Here is a 17142-nt window from a genome sequence, read left to right as displayed (position 1 = left end):
GAACTTTCCCGGTACCATGGACAGCCCCGAGCACCGGTTCTCCTTTGAGAAGTTCAGCGCCCACCCCTTCTTCCGCGCGGTGAACGCCTGGCTCGTGGAACACGCCCGCATCCCCCGGAACGCCACCGTGGTGGACCTGGGATGCGGGGTCGGAACCGTCACGGAGATGATCCTGGAACGGCTGGATCCACTGGCGGGCGCCGTGGTGTACGCCATCGACCCCTCCCCCTCCGCCCTGGAGATCGCCCGGTCCCGCATCCGGTCCTCCATCGTCCGCTTCCTGCGGGGCACCGCGGAGCGACTCAGTCAGCTCGTCCCTCAGGCGGACGCGGTCCTGTTCTGCAACGCCATCCACCTGATCCAGGAGAAGGCCCTGGTATGCCAGGAGATCCTCTCCGTCCTCCGCAAGGGGGGCGTGTTCGCCTTCAACACCACCTTCTTCGAGGGTGCCTATCCCCCCGAGACCATCCGCTTCTACACGGTGTGGGTCCTACGCGCCATCCGCTTCCTCCGGCGGCAGGGCATCGAGCTCGCCCGAGGGGTCAAGACCACAGCCATGCGGTGGTTAACGCCCGAGCAGTACGCGGAAATGCTGGCCCGGACGGGATTCGGGGACATCCGGATGGAGCTGCAGACGCACGCTCTCTCCGAGCAAAGCCTGCTGGACATCAGCGAATTCGATCTGTTCATCGAGGGCGCTTTACCGGGTGTCCCCCTGGAGATCGGATCCCAGGCTCTCCAGAAAGGCGTACGTCAGGCCTTCCAGGAGCTCGGCCTGACCGAGGTCCCCCGTACCTGGCTCCAGGTCATCGCTCGCCGCGCGTAGGAGCCTGTGGGATGAACTAGGGCCGGCCTTTTTGAAAGAACCCTGCCGGCCCCAGCATACACCTTCCGCAAAGCCCTCCTAGGCGGGAGGGGAGGCGTCTTGGATAGGGTTAACCGATGACGCGGACGTTCGCGGCCTGCGGCCCCTTCTGCCCCTGCGTGACCTCGTACTCGACCTTCTGCCCTTCCTGAAGGTTCCGGTACCCGGTTCCCACGATGGCGGTGTAGTGCACGAACACGTCCTTGCCGCCGTCCTCCGGAGTGATGAATCCGTACCCCTTCTCCGGGCTGAACCACTTCACCGTTCCGACTGGCATTGCAGTACCTCCGTTCTCTTGCCGTTCCAGGCCCCTGCGTCTGGTTTTTGGGCCTGCCTCATGATCCCGCACCGTGGGGGGTTTGTCAATAAAAATTTCCCCACGGCGCGGGGGCCATCCACAGTACGGGTTCCCTCAGCAGATCCGCGGCCGTGTGCAGGCCCCGGGTCGAGGGAGCCGGAAGGATGGGAAGGGGGGACGGCAGGAGGGTACGCACCGGAGCCCTACGGGGAAGCCGGGCGAGTTGCCGGGCCTGTCGCACCGCGTCCTCGAAATCGCCGATGGCGTCCACCAGCCCCAGGGACTTTGCCCGGATGCCGGTCCACACCCGACCCCGGGCCATGGCTTCCACCTCCTCAACAGGTTTGCCCCGCGAGGCTGCCACGTGCGCTTTGAACCGCTCGTAGCTGTCCCGCATCCATCCCACGACGAGGGTCCAGTCCCGATCCGCGTACGGGACGTAAGGGGAAGGCAGGGTGGCGGTCGCGGGGCTGGCAACCACCTCCACCTGCACCCCGTGCCGGTGGAGGAACTCCCCGACCACCAGCTTCCCGCCCACCACGCCGATGGAACCCGTGAGGGTGGTGGCCGCGGCCACCAGGTGCGAAGCACCGCAGGCCACGTAGTAGGCCCCGCTGGCGGCCACATTGCCCATGTGCACCACCACGGGCTTGCGCTGGCTCAAGCGGCGCACCTCCCGCGCCAGGAGATCCGAGGCCACCACGAGCCCGCCGGGCGAGTCCACGTGCAGCACCACGGCCCGTATCCGACGGTCTCGCTCTGCCCGGCGAAGGGCCCGGGTGATGGTTCCGTGCCCCGCGAGCCGCCGGCCGATGCCGGGGAGGGGGAAGGGGAGCTCCTGGCTTTCGCCCAGCACGAGGGTGCCCACCACCTCCACCACCCCCACGGTCCACCGGTCCAGGATCCGCCAGCGGTACGGCTTCGGGAGCCGGTGCCGCACCCGGCTCCAGGGCTCTATCCGTACCCTCCGGCCGGGCTCCACCGCACCCGGGAGATCGTCCTCGTAAGCCAGGGCGTCCACCAGGTTTCGGGCATGGGCCTCCCGGGCGGAGAGCAACCCCCGTTCGATGGCCTCCTGTACCCGCTCGGGCGCAAGACCGCGGCTTTCCGCGATGGCCTGGACCACGTGCTCCCGCACGTCCTCCAGGATCGCGGAGAGGACCTCCCGCTGCTCGGGTGGCATGCGCTCGTAAAGGAGCGGGTGCAGGGCGGTCTTGTACTCCCCCGTATGGTGGAACTGAGGGAGGATCCCCAGGCGACCCAGGGCCGCGCGCAGGAAGGCCACCTCCCGCCGCAGGCCAACCAGCCAGAGCTCCGCTCCCTCAGGGACCAGGATCCGGTCCGCGACGCTGGCCACGTAGTACTCCGCGAGGGTGGCGGTGGGAAGGTACGCACAGACGCGCTTCCCACGCTCGCGGAACCGCACGAGCGCCCGGCGTAGACCTTCCAGGGAGGCCCAGCCCGCGTTCAGGTCCCGGAAGGTCAGCACGATCCCTCGGACGCGGGGGTGTGACGCGATCCGGTCCAGCTGCTCCCGGAGCTCCTCCAGGCTGATCGGGGGACGGCGGAGCCATCGCACGAAGGGCGGCAGGAGGGGACGACGCTCCGGGAGGGGGCCGCCGATCTCCACCACCACGTACGGGGGGACCGGAAGACGCTCCAGGACCAGATTCCGCAGGACGCGGAGGAGGTTCAGGAACAGGTCTACCACCAGGACCCCGAGACCCACCGCAGCTCCATCTTCGCAAAGAGGGCGCGCGGCGCCTAGGGCCCCGGACTGTGCTTTTCCAGGTTCGCGAACCGGCCGTACTCCCTGTGGAAGAAGAGCTCGATGTCGTCCGTGGGTCCATTGCGGTGTTTGGCTACCCGCACGAGCGCGATGTTCTCCTTCCCCTCCCGACGTGCCTTCTCCGGATCGTAGTAATCCTCCCGGTAGAGGAAGATCACGAGGTCCGCCACCTGCTCCAGCTCCCCGCTCTCCCGGAGGTGGGACAGCATGGGGATCTTGGAGCCCGTGAGCTCCGCGGCCCGCGAGAGCTGGGAGATGGCGAGGACAGGTAGGTGCAGCTCCTTGGCCAGGGACTTGATGGCGCGGGCGATCTCGCTGAGCTCCTGGGTACGGTTCTCGCTGCGTTTGTAGGACTGGATGAGCTGGATGTAATCCACGATGATGAGGCCCAGGCCGTGCTCTGCCTTGAGCTTGCGGGCCTTGGCCCGCATCTCGATCACGGAGAGGTTGCTTGAGTCGTCGATGAAGATGGGGGCTTCCACGAGCCCGCCCATGGCCCGGGTGAGCTTCCGCCAGTCCGCCTCCGAGAGGTAGCCCCGCCGCAGCCTCTGGCTGTCCACCCCCGCCTCCGCGCACAGCATCCGCTGCACCAGCTGCTCCGCACTTGTCTCCAGGGAGAAAATGGCCACAGGGACGCGGTGGCGGACCGCGGCGTGTTGGGCGATGTTGAGACAGAAGGTGGTGTTGTGCACGCAGATGTCGTTGGCCACGAAGTTGTGGGTTCCAGGTACCGTGAGATCATAGACCTGGTGTTCCCCCACGTACTCGATGCGCTCGATGGCATCCCACAGGATGTCCGGCTCCTCGAGCAAGGGGCGGGGTTCGTAGCGGGCCCATTCCCGCAGCTTCTCCCACCCGAACACTCCGCAGCTCCGCAGCAGGTGCACCGCCGCGTTCTGGCGTACCTCCAGGGTTCGATCCCCCTCCCGGGCCGCCACCACGCCCAGGCGCAGGAGGAGGTGCTGGACCTGCTCCGCCATAAAGGAGCTGGGCAGCTCGACGCGGATGGTATGGGTCTCCTCCTCCCAGGTGGCCGTGCACGCCAGCAGGCGCGAGAGCAGCAGGCACAGCTTCGCGCGGTTCAAGCGGTAGACCACGGAAGGGAGCCGCCGGAGCTCCGGGGGAGGACCACAGAGCTCCGCATACCCGGTGAGTTCTCCGGGGATCTCCAGGGGAACCTCGGGATCCGGATCTGACCACGCCCGAACTCCGGCCAGGGTGGGGGCCCGGGTGGAAGCGCGGACCGCTGCGGCAGCCCGCACCGCGTCCAGGAAGTCCTGGCTCAGCCGCGGGTCCGTGGGCAGCCGTCCCGCGGCGAGGTAGGCGATGAGCTTCACTTCGCAGCTGGGGAGATCCAGGGTGCCGAAGACGGGGATACGGGCAGGCACGGCCACGTAGTCGCCAGCCCGCAGGGCTGCCAGGGGCTTCCAGCCCTGGGGTGTGAGGAAGGGATGCGTGGCGGTGACCTCCACCACCCGGCCGAGGCTCGTGCGCACCCGGTAGACGGGCCTGCGGCCGTCGTCCACGAAGGCGCTGGGCCGGGCCTCCACCAGCCGCCCTCCATCCAGGGTGAGCAGCACCACGTCCTGCCTGTGCACGATCTCCTCGATGGTGCGGACCTCTCCCGTCTGCGCGTCCACGATCCGCGCGTCGTATTTGAGGCACTTGCCCATGGAGGGACGCGCGGCCACGATGATAAGGTCTCCGGGCTGCAGCCCACCTGTGAGCTCGTCCAGGTCCACGAAGCCCGTGGGGACCCCCGTGATCATGCCCCGGTCGTAGCCTGCATCCAGGCGCTCCATGGTCTCCTTGAGGACATCCCGGATAGGCGCGAAGTCCCGCACGAGCCGCCGGCGGCTGAGCTCGAACACGAGCCGCTCGGCCCGGTCCACCAGCACTTCCACATCCTCCTCCCCCTCGAAGCCCAGATGCGCGATCTGCGTGCCCACCCGGATGAGGGAGCGCAGGATGGATTTCTGGAGCACGATGCGGGCGTAGTACTCCGCGTTGGCCGCGGTGGGAACGCTGTTCAGGAGAGCCGCGATGTACGCCGCGCCCCCTACTTCCTCCAGTTTGCCCTGATCCCGCAGCCGGTCCGTGACGGTGATGAGGTCTACCGGCTCTCCCCGGTCGAACAGCTCGAGGATGGTGCTGTAGATGAGCCGGTGGGCTTCCCGGTAGAAATCCTCGGGCCGGAGGATCTCCACCACCTGCGCGATGGCGTCCCGATCCAACAACATGGAGCCTAGGACCCCCATCTCCGCCTCCAGGTTTTGGGGGGGGACCCGCTCGACCGAGACGACACCCATGGCGGCCTCCGTCCTCTCCTGTATTATGGCGAACCTGTGTTCGCAATTTCAACGGATTCCCAAGGGAGTTTTGAGCGACGGGTCTGCGGATTCCCTTGTGGAAAAGTTGGGGAAAGGTGTGAATTGTGTGGCTTTTTTGGTGGACGTCCTGGGGAGAACCGCTAGGGAGCCTTCCGCTTGGTTGACGCCAGGACCTGGGGCAGGGCCTCCTCCACGGTCTGCACGAACACCACCTGAATCCCCTGGAGGTCCGCGGGCACGTCGTGACGGTTCTCCTGGGGAAGGACCACCTTGCGCATCCCCGCCTGGCGGGCTCCGTAGAGTTTCTCCGGAATCCCCCCCACGCCCTTGACCCGGCCCTGGATGCTCACCTCGCCCGTAAGGGCCACGTTCTGGAGCGCGGGCCGGTTCTGCACCGCGCTCGCCAGGGCCACGGTGATGGCGAGCCCCAGGCTGGGGCCGTCGATGAGCCCTCCGCCCACCACGTTCACGTGCACGTCATACTGGCTGAGATCCACCCCCAGCAGCTTCCGGAGGACGGAGAGGGCGTTGAACACGGAGTCCTTCGCCATGGAGCCCGCGGTCTCGTTGAACCGCACAACGCCTCCGCCCCTGCGGCCGGTGGGGAAGACCGCGGCCTCCACCTCGATGATGGAGCCGAGGTAGTGGTAGACGCCGAGCCCGAAGGCCTTGCCCACCTCCGGGGTCTCCGAGGCCCGGGTGGGGGTATAGGGGCTCAGGCGGGCCGCGCGGATCACCTCGAGCACGTCCGCCTGCGTGATGCGGATCCGACCGCCGCGGCGCCGCCGGTACAGGGCGATGCCGTAGGCGTCCGCGAGGAGCTGTACTGCCTTGCGCCCTTCCACCGTGTAGCTGGCGATGAGGGAGGGGACCTTGGGATCCAGGCCCACCCCCAGCCGGCGGGCTGCCTGCCGCACGATGTGCTCGATGTCGTGCTGGGTGAGGGGATCGAAGAACACCTCCGCGCACCGACTGCGCAGGGTGGGACTGATGTCCTCCGGCTCCCGGGTGGTGGCACCGATGAGCACGAAGTCCGCGGGAGCTCCTTTTTCGAACAGGTACTTAATGTAGGCGGGGACCGCGGGGTCGTCGGGGTCGTAGTAAGAGGACTCGAAATACACCCGCTTGTTCTCCAGAACCTTCAACAGCTTCGTCTGCAGCACAGGGTCCATCTCCCCGATCTCGTCGATGAACAGCACCCCACCGTGGGCCTTGGTCACGAGCCCCAGCTTTGGCTCTGGAATCCCGCCCTCCGCGAAGTCCCGGCGGGAGCCCTGGTAGATGGGGTCATGCACGGAGCCCAAAAGAGGATTGGTAACCTCCCGGTGATCCCACCGGAGGGTGGAACCGTCCACCTCGACGAATGGGGCGTGGGGTCCGAAGGGGGTGTAGGGGAGCTTTCGGGCCTCCTCCAGCACCAGGCGCGCTACCGTGGTCTTGCCCACACCGGGCGGCCCGTAAAGGATCACGTGCTGTGGGTAGGGGGTGGCCAGTTTCGCCAGTAGGGCCCGGATGGCTCGATCCTGTCCCACCACCTCCCGCAGCCGGCGGGGCCGCAGCACCTCCAGGGCAGACTGGGAGAGGCGGATGCGATCCAGGGCCTCCAGCTCCTCCAGCTTCTTCCGGGTGGCCGCGGTCTCCGGGCCCGTCCGCTCCCGCAGGACCTGCAGCCGGATCTCCTGGAGGTACTCGTCCTGCCGCTGGTTCATCCGCTCCTGGACCCGACGCTCCAGCTCGTCCTCCACCCGGCGCTGGGCGATGAGGTCCGCGATCTCCTCCTCGATCTCGGAGAGGATGCGGGGGATCTCCGCGGGTTGAGGCGTTTCCCGGATGGTGGGATCCTCGTATACCAGGCGCTGCAGGGCCAGCACCCGGTCCTCCAGGCGAGGAGAGCGCAGGAGGGAGAGGGCCTCCAGCTTGCCGGCCTTGACCACGAGCCGATCCGGCCCGTACACCTCGCTTAACACGTTCAGCAACGCTCCCACCTGCCGGCGGAGGTCCTGTCGGCTGGGGCGTGTGGAGACCCTTCGGAGTGCCACGGATCACGCTCCCTCCACCTGGACCCGGACGCGGGCATGGAGGCCGTGCCCCAGGTGGACCGTGACCTCGTGGGTGCCTACTGCCTTGATGGGTTCCGGGAGCTCGATCTGCTTACGGGACACCTCCACTCCCCGCTCCCGCAGGGCCTCCCGGATGATCTCCGCGGTCACCGAGCCGAACAGCCGTCCCCCCTCGCCAGCTCGGGCCCGGATCACCACGGAGGTCTCGGAGAGCACGCGGGCCAGCTCCCGCGCCCGCATCTGCTCCCGCTCCGCCCGCCGCCTCGCCGCCTCCTGCTGTTCCTGGAAGCTCCGCAGGGCTCCCTCCGTGGCTTCCACCGCCAACCCCCGGGGGATGAGGTAGTTGCGGGCATACCCCTCCTTGACCTCCACCACCGTCCCGGCCTTGCCCAGGGAAGGGACGTCGCGGGCCAGGATCACCTTCACGTCTCCTCCTCCCCCGGGGCCCGGGGCCCTACCCGCCGGAGGTCAAACCAGAGGTCCACGAGCCCCAGGATCGCCATGGCGAGGATCCCGGGATCCCCCAGGAACAACAAGGCCACCACCGCGAGCACCCGGCCCGCCCTGGGGACCTCCCGGCTTTCCAGGTACCGGAGCACGGTGAGCACCCCGAAGAATGCGAACACGAAGAGGGAGATCATGAAGCCGTTGGCCACGAGCACCGCGCCCACCCCCGGCGCATAGGGCTGCAGGGCTGCTCCTCCCAGCACGGGAAGGACCAGGAGCACCCCCGCCGTGGGCGGAAGCCGCCAGGTGAGGATGGGCGAAAACCCCGGCAGGGCCACGCCGAGCCTGCGCAGGGTGTGGCGGGCCAGGGTGTACGAGCCGTAGGACCACAGGAGGACTCCCAGCAGAACCGCGGCGGGCAGGACCATGCGCAGGAAGGCGGGCAGCTGCTGGGCCAAGCGCTCCATCTGATCCACCTGTTGGGGAGGGGCTCCGACCCGCCGCAGGAGGTCCTGAGCCGTCTGGACCCCCTTTACCTGCGCCTCAATGAGGGTTGAGAAGGGATCCAGCCCGAACACGAACCGGCTCACGAGGAGGCTGAGTAGGGTGACCCCGAGTCCCACCCCCACGCCCAAGGCCACTGCCATGCCCGCCGCCCGGGAACCCCCGCGCCGGGCCACGAGTCCCTGAACGATCCCCATGGGCGCGAACGCGGCCACGAAGAGCAACCCCTGTGGAAAGCCGAAGAAAGGCGAAAGCACGAACCCCGCCACAGCCGCGGAGAGGATCGCGGCCCGCACTCCGCGCCGGTAGGTGAGCACAAACAGCGGCAGGGGGGCGGCCATGAGCCCCAGCTGCCCGAAGAACACCACCAGCACCGCCACCAGGGCCGTGAGGGCCGCGAGGAGCGCCCCCTCCGTAAGGCCCGCGGTGCGCTCCCGGAGGGTGAGGGCCGGGGCAGGTCTGCTCATGGCCTCTCCGGGCCGTACTCAGTCGGCGGTGTACGGCAGCAGCGCCAGCTCCCGCGCCCGCTTGATGGCCTGGGCCAGCATGCGCTGATGCTTTGCGCAGGTGCCCGTCATCCGCCGCGGGAGGATCTTGCCCCGTTCCGAGATGAACCGGCGCAGGGGACCGGGATCCTTGTAGTCGATGAACTCCGCCTTCTGCGTGCAGAAGGCACACACCTTGCGCCGCTTCTGCCGGATTCGATACTCCTGTTTTTTCTTCTCCTTGTCCGCCGTGGCCTCCGCCATGGGCCTCCCTCCTCAGAACGGGACTTCCTCGTCTTCCTCCAGAGGCGGCTCGAAGTCCGGGATCTCCTCCTCCACCGCCTCCGTCACAGGCTTGCGGTCCAGGAAGCGGATGTTGTCCGCCACCACCTCCACCGCCCGCCGCCGCTCGCCCGCGGTGGTCTCGTAGTCGCGGATTTCCAGCCTCCCCTCCACGGCCACGAGTCGCCCCTTGGTGAGGTGCTGGGAGGTTTGCTCTGCCAGCTTCCGCCAGGCCACCACGGTGAAGAAGTCCGTCTTGCGCTCGCCCGCCTGGTTTGTGAAGGGACGGTCCACAGCCAGCCGGAACCGCGCCACGGGATGTCCGCTGGGCACGTACCGCAGCTCCGGGTCCCGGACCAAGCGCCCGATCAGGATGATCCGGTTGTACATCTACGCACCTCCACCGCCCTCCGCGGACACTTCCCGCGCTTCCTCCCGGGTCTGCTCCGCTTGGGCCGTGGGGAGTGCGGCCACGAGGAGAAACCGCAGGATCTCTTCGGTGATCCCGAGGGCACTTTTCAGCTCCTGCACGCGCTGCCCCGGAAGCACAAAGCGCACAAGCCCATAGAGCCCCTCCCGATACCTCCGGATCGGGTAAGCGAGCCGCCGCTTCCCCCAGGGCTGCACCGCCCGGACCTCGCCGCCCCGTTCCGTGATCCGGGCCACGATCCGATCCATGGCCGCCCGAACCTCCGCATCCGGGAGGTTCGGGCGGAGCACGAAGACGAGTTCATATTCCCTCGGGGCCCTCCGGGCGCCCGGCGCGGCCGCCGTCGGCGTCTGCTGCATCTCCCTCCTCCGGACAGGAGCTCTTCCTGGTCCTGCGTCCGCAGGACAGGAGGGCGATTTCCCAACCAACTTATTCTACCAGAGAGTCCTCGTCCCGGAACAGACCAGGAGGCGGGGTAGGCTTCCCCCGGCGGGGGGGCTTGCGGGGAAGGGGCCGCCCTCCCCGGGCCTTGCGGGCCAGCAGCTCCCGCTTCAGGTGGTACAGCTCCTCCAGTTCCTGCTCGATGGCCGCCAGCTGCCGCCGGCCCACCTCTCCGGCCCCCGTGGCCGGGGCGCTGGACCGCCAGATGCGGCGACGTTGGTCGTTGAGGTCCCGGATCCTCCGCTCGATCTCCTCCAGCGAGGGCGCGAAGGGATCCGGCCCCTGGTCTGAGAGCGCCATCGGATCTCCTCCGTACTCGTCTTCCATGCTGTGGAATGCGGATCCTCGGTTTGGGGGCCCACAGCCCCACCGGATCTACTAGCAATTCCCGTGCCAGGCAATCACCGGGGAGCGAACCGGAAGGTGATCACGTCTCCGTCCCGGACCCTGTAGCTCCGGCCCTCCGTCCGAACCTTCCCCTGCTCCCGGGCCGCGGCCACGGAGCCCGCCTGCACCAGATCCTCCCACGAGATCACCTCCGCGGCCACGAACCCTCGCATCATGTCCGAGTGGATCTCCCCTGCCGCCTCCTGAGCCGGGGTTCCCCGGGGCACCGGCCACGCCCGCACCTCTCCGCTCTCGATGGAGAAAAAGGTGACGAGCCCCAATAGCTCGTAGGCGGCCCGGATCACCCGGTGGAGGGCATCCTCTCCGAGCCCCAGGGCCTGCCGGTAGGCGACCGCCTCCTCGGGGGGCAGATCGAGCAGCTCCACCTCGAGTTTCAGGTTCACCACCACCACCTCCCCCCCGGTGCGCGCCGCGTGCTCCTGCACAGCTTCCCATCCCGGCACCCGTCCGTTCTCCCCCACGTTCAACACGTAGGCCACGGGTTTGTCGGTGAGCAACCGCAGGTGCCGCACCGCCTCCCGTACGGCCGCGGGCAGCAGCCGCACGGGTTCTCCCCGGTTGAGCTGCGCCTCCACCTGATCGAGCACCTCCAGCTCCGTGCGAGCCGTCCGATCCCCGACACGGGCCCGAGGGGCCAGGCGTTCCCGCCTGCGTGCCACAGTGGTGAGATCCGCCAGGCTGAGCTCCAGCTCCACGATCCCGATGTCCCGCATCGGGTCCGGAGCACCCTCCACGTGCGGAGCTTCCGGATCCTCGAAGGCCCGCACCACGTGCAGGAGGGCGGAGGTCTCCCGGATGTGGGCCAGGAACTGGTTCCCGAGCCCTTCTCCCCGGTGTGCCCCGCGTACCAGACCCGCGATGTCCACCACCCGGATGGTGGCGGGCACCACGCGTTGAGCGCCCACCGCCCGCGCGATGGCCGCAAGGCGGGGATCCGGCACGGCCACCACGCCCACGTTGGGCTCGAGGGTGGTGAAGGGATAGGGCGCGATGGCCACGGACGCGCGGGTGAGCGCGCGGTAGAGGGTGGACTTCCCTGCGTTGGGAAGCCCTACGATGCCGACTGCGAGCCCCATTCCGCGTGCGTCGCCCGCTTCACGATCCGGCGCCGGGGGCGGGGGGGAGCCTCCGGGAGCGTGGTTTTGCGGCCGCGCCGAGGCGGCTCCGGATAGCGGATGGGCCTGGGCGGAAGCCGCGGAGGGAGAAGAGGAGCCTCTTCACCCCCCCGTTCCAGGAACTCCCGGATGCGGCGCTCCAGCTTGATGCGATCCATGAGCACGTACCGGCCGCACGTGCGGCAGGTCATGCCCACATCCGCACCCACCCGCTCGATCACCCACACGTCCCCGCCGCAGGGGTGCTTTTTCCGCGTGCGGATCACGTCCCCCACATACAGCTTCAGGACCCCCGACATGCGCAACTCCCTAGCGGGCGTGGATCAGGTCGTCCACGGGTGCGTAGTTATCGGAAAGCACAGGCACGTCCTGGGTGGGGACCGGCCGGATGTACAGATCCCGTACCACGGCCCCGAAATCCGGAATCCGAATCCGGTTTCGCACCCGCGCATAGCGCGCGCGGATCGAGCCGGGTGGCTCCGGAGGCTTCTGGGTGCCCACCACGATGATGTTCCGCAGGGCCTCCTCCCCTCCCCACGGGCCGAACTCAACTGGGAAAACGTACACCGCGGGAAAAACTTCCCGCAGGGTCCGGTACACAGCCCGGAACAGCCGGCTCTCGGGGCCCGCCATGGCCCCGATGACGTTCATCACGAACACCCCGCGGGGCGTGAGGATCCCCCGGACCTCCTGGAAGAACTCCCGGGTGGCGAGGTGGAAGGGAAGGGTGTCGCGGAGGTAGGCGTCCATGAGGACCTGGTCGTAGCGGTCGGAGGTGCGGCGGACGAACTGACGTCCGTCCTCCGCAAAGGCACGCAGGCGGCCGCCCACGGGCACGTGGAAGTAGTGGCGGGCCACCTCGATCACGTGCGGATCGATGTCCACCATGTCCATGTGGACCCCGGGGTAGTTCCGGAGGTACTGCTTGGGAAGCGTACCGCCCCCCACGCCGATGAGGAGCACCCGTGCCGGGTCCGGTACGAACAGCATGCCCGCGTGCATGTAGTCCGCGTACCGGAACACGGTACGGTTCGGGTCCTGCAGGTCCATGGCGCTCTGCCAGTAGTTGTCCAGTTTGAGGTAGCGCACCCCGCCCTCATCGCTCACAGTGATGCGGTGGTAGACCGTGTCCCGGGCATAGACCACTCCGGGCGGGCCCGCGTACCCCACCCGGGGGATCAAAACGGCTGCGACGACTCCCGCCGCGGTCGCCGCCACCGCCCACCCCACCCGTCGGGCCACCGCGAATCCGAGGGCCGCCATGCCCATCTCCACGAGCCCTAGGACCAGGATGATCTCCCGCACGCCCATCACCGAGAGAAGCCAGAAGGCCGCGGCAAGGCATCCGGCGATGCTGCCCAGGGTGGAGAGGGCGTACAGCCGCCCCGCGGTGTTGCCCACGGTCTGTACCGTGCGGGCTGCGAGCCGCACCGCGAAGGGCGAGACGGTGCCCATCACCAGGCTCGCCGGGAAAAAGAGGAGGGTCGCTGCCAGCAGGGGGCCCATGCGGGGCCCCACATCCGCCAGGGCGATGCGCTCAAGGAGCCATGGGCTCACCGCGGGAATCGGCACCACCAGCAGCCCCGCCAGGAGCACGAGGCCGCAGAAGACGCCGTAGCGGGGGTAGCGGTCCGCCACGTGCCCGCCCACCCAGTATCCCACGCTCAGGGCCGTCAGGAACACACCGATGAGGCTCCCCCACACGAAGATGGAGTTGCCGAAGGTGGGGGCCAGCACGCGGCTCGCCACAATCTCCAGGGCCAGCAGGACCCCGCCGCTTGCGAACACGATGAGCTCGAGAATGGTTCCACCTCCTAGTCTCCGTATCGCTGTCGCAGGCGCGGGGAAAGCCGCAGGAGGAGCTGCGCCCGCTCCACCTCGTTCAGCCACTCCTGTGTCACGTTCCGGAGAAGATCCTCCCCGGGAGGCCGGATCCCCACGGGGCAGGCGGGCCCCAGATGTTCGATGGCCATCTGCCGGTACAGGGATAGGGTGCGCTCCCCGTACCGGGCCACCTCCACGAAGTCCTCGCTCAAAAACACCACCACGGGAATGCGGTAGCCGAGGTTGATGGCGAGTTCCTCCCGCACGTCCGGATGCTCGTCCCGCTCCAGGAACCGAAGCTCGATGCGGGGGGTGACCTCCGCGAACCGCTGGAGGATGGGGCACTGGTTTACGCAGTCCCCGCACCACGTCCCCGCCAGGACCAACAGCTTCATGTCGCGCTGGAATCCCTCCAGCAGCGCCCGCTGCTCCCCCGTGAGCCTCACTGCCTCGTAGACCCGCCGCCACCGCTCCCGGTGTGCCTCGGTCCCGTAGCGATCCAGGAAGGCATGGTACGGAAGCGCCTGATGAAACTTCGTCTGCCAGTCCACCCGAGCTCGCACGGGCCTACCTCCGCAGGGAAAGCATGCGCGCGGGGGTCTCGCACGGGGCGGGAAGGGGTCGCAGCCGCAGGGCCAGCAGCCCCGTGAGGGCCATCACCGCGGCCGCGGAGCTGAAGGCCGCGCCCTCTCCAAAGGCCCCCAATGTCCCGTTGCCCCAGATCGGCCCCACCATGCGCCCCAGGCTCTCCAGGGTGCTCGCCACCCCCTGCACCACCCCCTGCTCCCCTGGACGTGCGGATCGGCTTAAGAGCGCCACCAGGGCGGGGTTGGAGACCCCGGCGCCGAGGGCCGCAGGAAGCGTGCTCAGGACGAACAGGGTGGCGGTATGGCTCGCCGCGGCAGCGCCCAATCCTAGCCCGGCCAATAAAAGCCCCATGGCCAGGGCCCGTCCTTCTCCCACCCGTCGCACCACGGGTCCCACCACACCCACCTGGACCACAGCCCCCACGAAGCCCCAGAGGGCCAGCAGGACACCGGCCTGTCCCGGGCCAAAGCCGAACCGGTGGCTCACGAACAGAGCAAAGGTGGTCTGGTACACCGAGGCCGTGGCCCAGTACAGGAAGTCCACCCCCAGCAGGGGTCCCAGATGCGGATGCCGGAGAAGGCGGGGAAGTTCCCGCCAGACCGGGCCGCGGGAGGCAGAGACCCGGTGCACGGTCTCCGGCAGCCACAGCCAGGCCAGGATCGCGGCGCCCAGGGTAACGCCTGCCGCCACCCACGCGGGCGCCGCGTAGCTGAGGTGGGCCAGCACACCGCCCAGGGCCGGGCCGACGATGAATCCCAGACCGAAGGCGGCTCCGATGAGGCCGAAGGCCCGCGCCCGGTCCTCCGCTGGGGTCACGTCTGCAATGTAAGCACGGGCCGTGGAGATGTTTCCGCCCGAAAGCCCATCGATGATCCGGGCCGCGAACAGCATGCCCACGGAATGGGCCAGGGCGAGGAGCACGAAGCTCAAGGCGGTTCCCAGCAGGCTCAGCAGGAGCACAGGTCTCCGGCCCCATCGGTCCGACCACACGCCCAGTACGGGAGCAGCCAGGAGCTGGCAGGCGGAGTACGAGGCGAAAAGGAGCCCGATCACCACGGGCGAGGCGCCGAGCGCACGGGCATAGTACGGCAGCAGCGGGATTACAATCCCGAACCCGATCAGGTTCGTGAGCACGGTGAGGAAGATAATGACGAGCGGACGGTTCACGCCCCCATTATGCCACGAAGGTGTACCGGCCCACCCGCCGCACCTTCCGGAAGACCCCAGCCACCCACCGAGCCGACCCGCCGGTCGAGCCGAAGGGCGGGAGCTCAGCCCACCCACGTGGCCTTCGGCCACGGGATCCACATCTGCCCCACCATCGTGTCCCGGGCCCTGGTGGAGCTGCCCGTGGAGTGGTAGCCGTGCGGCGCCCCGCACCTTTGCCCTCAACCCCGAGGTCCGGTCCGCGGTCACCGACCCGGAAGGCGACCCCGTGGAGACGGTCCCGGAGGCCGCGGAGGGCTGTCCCACCATGGCCATCACGGTGTACGACGCAGACACGGGCGAGCAGCTGTTCCCGTAGGGTCGGGCCACACGGCCCGACGGACGTGGGGCAGGCTGTGCACTTCGCGAGGCAAAAGTCATAGCGCGCCCTGCGCAGTCGGGCCCCCGGGGCAACCTTCCTGCAGGTGCACAGGTGAGCGCGGTTCGCACGAGCCAGTCGCAGGGCGGCCGCCCGCGAGGGTGCCCGCCTCCCGTCGCCCGAGCCGGAGGTCGGCACTCTGGACCCGCGAACGCCAGTTGCTATAATGGCCGCGACGGGGGTGAACGTTCCAGGGGGACGGCGCGGAGGTTCGTGCCAGCCTGCAACAACCACAAAGCCGCCTGGATCTACGACTCGCCGCCTCGCGGAGCAAGTCTCGAGCAGACGGGCGAACCGCGCCCGCCGGAGAAGGCGACCTGGAAGAGCTTCAAGGAGCTTGGATATGGCACTTGAAGCGCTACTTCGGGAAAAGCCGACGAGATTCCGCGGGTGTGCTCCAAGTATGGCGCACGGGATGTGCGCGTCTTCGGCTCGGTCGCCCGAGGGGACGCCGACGAGCAAAGTGACCTGGACTTCGTCGTCATCCTTGAACCCGGCCGGACCCTTTTTGACCTGGGCGGGCTTCAGTACGAGTTGGAGCAGCGCCTGGGCTGTCCGGTGGACGTGGTCACAGAGGAGGGGCTCAGAGCCCGGATTCGCGAACGTGTCCTCAAGGAGGCCGTGCCGCTAAGAGAGACTCCGCCGAGCGGGTGAAGGACATGTGGGAAGCCATCGCCATTGAGCACATGGTGGCACAATTTGGTGAGTCGGACTATGGCAAGTGTAGCCGGGAATAGTCCTATGAGCGTGCGATAGATTGGGTCGCAGGAGGCAAGGAAACCATGACAGCACGCCTAGATAGGACAAAATCTCTCCTCTCCTTCCTGGGGCACCTAGCGACCCTTCGGAAAAAACGCATTCCGGAGTACACAGAAAATGATAAGGTCTTATGGATTTCTGACCTTCCTCAGGGTCTGCCCGAAACCTGGAGAGACACGTGTAGATCGGCGTTTTTTGCGAACAACCCAGCAGATATCCCTGATCTCTGGCTCGAGGTTCGTAAGAAGCGTAAGCCAGCGTTCCCGCTGCTCCCCAAGGAACTTCAAGAATGGGTCCCTCAGCAATTTCAGATGCACCCCGATGAGTACATTGACAGGGGACCCAACGTTCAGGCGGCTTTGCGGCGGATAATCGGAAAGGAAGGTCCCTTAACGAAACGATTCCTCTTCAAGCTCTACGTGGCGGGCTGTCCTACTTTGCATCGTGCCGGGAAAACCGTAAAGCGTCTGCTTAATGGGGCCTTGTACAGCATGCAGAAGGAAGGAGAAATTATTATTGAAGACGAGCTAGGTGACCGGTCTCTTGAATCGCAGGTCGTACGACTTGCAGGCACTCCTAGGGTTAGACCGAGGGCTGGCGGTGGTAGAGACCTGGTGGAAATACCTGCGTCGGAGATATGGCTGATGTTAGAGCGCCTGGGGTCAAAAGGGGCGCAAGGTGAAGCGTTAATGCGCGCAGTGCTAGAGCACTACGGATTTTCCAAGCTGACGGAGGCGCGTCGAAGGCACTTAGGGCGAGTGATCTCAATTTGGAGACAGCGCGGGTCCTAGTTGGGCAGGGGGAGAGTTAAAAAGCAAGAAGATCGACCAGCCCTCCATGCCGGAGACCCAGGATGTTGGCATGAGAAGAAGGCAGGGCGGCTATTGCCGCTTCATTGAGCGCTGCGCGGGCATAGCTGGGACGTTCTGCCC

Annotated in this window: 18 protein-coding genes; 3 read left to right on the top strand and 15 right to left on the bottom strand. The window is 67.6% G+C overall.

The annotated features are described in order from the left end of the window. The first annotated feature begins 16 nt into the window (after window positions 1-16). Window positions 17-826, top strand: coding sequence for a class I SAM-dependent methyltransferase (locus N0A24_10735; protein MCS7173823.1), 810 nt, complete (start codon window positions 17-19; stop codon window positions 824-826). Between the two features lie 109 nt (window positions 827-935). Here N0A24_10735 and N0A24_10730 read toward each other — a convergent pair whose 3' ends face one another. The 15 genes from N0A24_10730 to N0A24_10660 all read right to left on the bottom strand — a co-directional run bounded on the left by N0A24_10730 (window position 936) and on the right by N0A24_10660 (window position 15033). Next, the gene (locus tag N0A24_10730; GenBank protein MCS7173822.1) at window positions 936-1142 is read right to left on the bottom strand and encodes a cold-shock protein; all 207 of its coding nucleotides are present in this window, start codon (window positions 1140-1142) and stop codon (window positions 936-938) included. Between the two features lie 85 nt (window positions 1143-1227). Beyond that, window positions 1228-2892: a signal peptide peptidase SppA gene (gene sppA / locus N0A24_10725; protein ID MCS7173821.1), complete on the bottom strand. Its 1665-nt coding sequence runs from the start codon at window positions 2890-2892 to the stop codon at window positions 1228-1230. 35 nt (window positions 2893-2927) lie between these two features. Beyond that, window positions 2928-5261, bottom strand: a complete 2334-nt coding sequence (gene dnaB, locus N0A24_10720) for a replicative DNA helicase (GenBank protein ID MCS7173820.1) — start codon at window positions 5259-5261, stop codon at window positions 2928-2930. 161 nt (window positions 5262-5422) lie between these two features. Then, window positions 5423-7321: a Lon family ATP-dependent protease gene (gene lonC / locus N0A24_10715; GenBank protein ID MCS7173819.1), complete on the bottom strand. Its 1899-nt coding sequence runs from the start codon at window positions 7319-7321 to the stop codon at window positions 5423-5425. A 3-nt stretch (window positions 7322-7324) separates the two neighbouring features. Beyond that, the gene (gene rplI / locus N0A24_10710; GenBank protein ID MCS7173818.1) at window positions 7325-7768 is read right to left on the bottom strand and encodes a 50S ribosomal protein L9; all 444 of its coding nucleotides are present in this window, start codon (window positions 7766-7768) and stop codon (window positions 7325-7327) included. Continuing rightward, window positions 7765-8760: a YybS family protein gene (locus N0A24_10705; protein MCS7173817.1), complete on the bottom strand. Its 996-nt coding sequence runs from the start codon at window positions 8758-8760 to the stop codon at window positions 7765-7767. The genes rplI and N0A24_10705 overlap by 4 nt, the downstream gene beginning before the upstream one ends. An 18-nt stretch (window positions 8761-8778) precedes the next feature. Further along, the gene (gene rpsR / locus N0A24_10700; GenBank protein MCS7173816.1) at window positions 8779-9042 is read right to left on the bottom strand and encodes a 30S ribosomal protein S18; all 264 of its coding nucleotides are present in this window, start codon (window positions 9040-9042) and stop codon (window positions 8779-8781) included. A 12-nt stretch (window positions 9043-9054) separates the two neighbouring features. Continuing rightward, entirely contained in the window at window positions 9055-9450 is a 396-nt protein-coding gene (ssb, locus tag N0A24_10695; protein ID MCS7173815.1) for a single-stranded DNA-binding protein, read from the bottom strand. Beyond that, on the bottom strand, window positions 9451-9849 hold the full coding sequence (gene rpsF / locus N0A24_10690; protein MCS7173814.1) for a 30S ribosomal protein S6: 399 nt from the start codon (window positions 9847-9849) through the stop codon (window positions 9451-9453). Between the two features lie 70 nt (window positions 9850-9919). Further along, window positions 9920-10231: a hypothetical protein gene (locus N0A24_10685; protein ID MCS7173813.1), complete on the bottom strand. Its 312-nt coding sequence runs from the start codon at window positions 10229-10231 to the stop codon at window positions 9920-9922. Between the two features lie 101 nt (window positions 10232-10332). Further along, entirely contained in the window at window positions 10333-11415 is a 1083-nt protein-coding gene (gene ychF, locus N0A24_10680; protein ID MCS7173812.1) for a redox-regulated ATPase YchF, read from the bottom strand. Then, entirely contained in the window at window positions 11391-11753 is a 363-nt protein-coding gene (locus tag N0A24_10675; protein ID MCS7173811.1) for a DUF951 domain-containing protein, read from the bottom strand. Before N0A24_10675 ends, ychF begins: the two co-directional genes overlap by 25 nt. Before the next feature lie 10 nt (window positions 11754-11763). Next, window positions 11764-13242: a fused MFS/spermidine synthase gene (locus tag N0A24_10670; protein MCS7173810.1), complete on the bottom strand. Its 1479-nt coding sequence runs from the start codon at window positions 13240-13242 to the stop codon at window positions 11764-11766. Between the two features lie 26 nt (window positions 13243-13268). Beyond that, window positions 13269-13841 carry a thioredoxin family protein gene (locus tag N0A24_10665; GenBank protein MCS7173809.1) on the bottom strand — a complete coding sequence of 191 codons (573 nt, stop codon included), beginning with the start codon at window positions 13839-13841 and terminating at the stop codon, window positions 13269-13271. 4 nt (window positions 13842-13845) lie between these two features. Then, complete coding sequence (locus N0A24_10660) at window positions 13846-15033, bottom strand: MFS transporter (GenBank protein MCS7173808.1); 1188 nt, start codon at window positions 15031-15033, stop codon at window positions 13846-13848. Window positions 15034-15832: 799 nt separating this feature from the next. Between N0A24_10660 and N0A24_10655 the strand changes: the two genes are divergently transcribed. Then, window positions 15833-16105, top strand: a complete 273-nt coding sequence (locus N0A24_10655; GenBank protein MCS7173807.1) for a nucleotidyltransferase family protein — start codon at window positions 15833-15835, stop codon at window positions 16103-16105. Window positions 16106-16233: 128 nt separating this feature from the next. Beyond that, on the top strand, window positions 16234-17001 hold the full coding sequence (locus N0A24_10650; GenBank protein ID MCS7173806.1) for a hypothetical protein: 768 nt from the start codon (window positions 16234-16236) through the stop codon (window positions 16999-17001). Window positions 17002-17142 lie beyond the last annotated feature (141 nt).

The sequence above is a fragment of the Armatimonadota bacterium genome, from assembly GCA_025059775.1.
In the GTDB taxonomy this organism is placed as follows: domain Bacteria; phylum Sysuimicrobiota; class Sysuimicrobiia; order Sysuimicrobiales; family Sysuimicrobiaceae; genus Sysuimicrobium.
Note: the sequence above shows the minus strand (reverse complement) of the source record. Positions and strands in the feature narration are given on the sequence as shown.